The sequence below is a fragment of the Protofrankia sp. CiP1_Cm_nod2 genome (assembly GCF_920664355.1).
Taxonomy (GTDB): domain Bacteria; phylum Actinomycetota; class Actinomycetes; order Frankiales; family Frankiaceae; genus Protofrankia.
Map to the genome: position 1 here is coordinate 14,280 of NZ_CAKKTL010000039.1, position 1,322 is coordinate 15,601.

Here is a 1,322-nt window from a genome sequence, read left to right on the forward strand (position 1 = left end):
CCGGCCGGAGCCGGGGCCCGGAATCCGGCACGCGCAGCGCCGGCCGGCACCTGCCCGGCTCGTGACGTCTTGTCCTCCGTCACTCCTGGTCGTACCACGTGGCCGGACGGCGCGCGCGGCCGCTTCCGCCTCCTGGAAGACAATCACGTCCGGTGGAACCCGGTCCCCGCGGGCATGGCTCCCGCGGGCACGGCCGATCACGTCGGCTCCTCGGTCCGGCCGGGCAGCCGGGCCGGCACCGGCGGGATCATCCGCCATGACGGCCACGCCGCAGCAGCCAACCGCCGACACACGCGAGCGACCCGGCCACCAGGGTCAGGACCAGCCCCGACGCGGGAACGACGCTGATCTGGTTGGCGGAGAGGGCCCGAAAGGACGACAGCGAGGCCGGTCCGGCGACCAGATCCATGACAGCGAACACGGCGACTCCCGCCCCCAGCAGCATCGCCACCGTGCCGCCCGAGCCGCCCGAGCCGCCCGTGCCGCCCGAGCGGCGGCCGGCCACATGCGCCGCACCGATCACCATCAGGACGACCGCCAGCATCAGAGTGATTCTTCCATCACCAACCGTCAGGCCGGTGAACGTACGGCTCTCCTCGCCGTCACTGATCGTGCTCCAGGGCAGGGTGGCGGCAATCCCGCCGAGGCCACCGGCGATGGTCAGGAGCATGCCGGCGAACCGGCCACCGGGTTCCGTACCGACATCGGGCTCCGGCTCCACGGGCGAACGCGGGCGCGAGCCGCCCGGGCCCGCACCGGACGCGGGTCGCGCGCCCCTCGCGGGCTGTGTGACCTGCGGGGGGTATGACTGCGCCTCTTCGGATGGCTGATCGTCCAGCGTGTCCCCGCGGGGTACACCGCTGCCAGGCGAGCGGCCGGCGGGCGATCCTTCCTCGGGCAGCTCGCCGCCGGGGCGGCCGGTGGCAGGCTCGGCGGGCCCGGGCGCCGGGGACCGCCCCGAGGAGGCGTCACGTGGCGTGACCCGCACTGGGGAGAGCACGACTGTGAAGTCGGAATCGGGCCGGACACCGGCATCACCGGTCTCCGGCCGGGGTTCGTGCCGCCCCGGTGCCTGGCGGCTGAAATACCCGGTCGCGCCCGCGCCGGTGGCCGGGTAGACCGACCGCGGTTCGTCGCCGGGCCGTGCCGTCGCCCCGGCCGGCCCGGTGGCCTCGCTCCCCGCCGCGGTCGCCAGACCGGTCAGCGTCCGCCGGCTGATCCGCGATGTCTGCTCCCATGACGCCGGGTCGTCCTCCGCCGGCGGCACCGGCACGTCCGGCGCGGGAGGTGCCGGAGCCAGACCGCTGCGGTCCCCGTGCTGG

General features: G+C 75.4%; 1 protein-coding gene. It reads right to left on the bottom strand.

Annotated elements, in window-relative coordinates:
* Positions 1-247: 247 nt before the first annotated feature.
* Positions 248-1,322, bottom strand: a 1,075-nt coding sequence (locus NBW84_RS06575) for a hypothetical protein (protein WP_250282661.1), incomplete at its 5' end; no start/stop codon positions are given.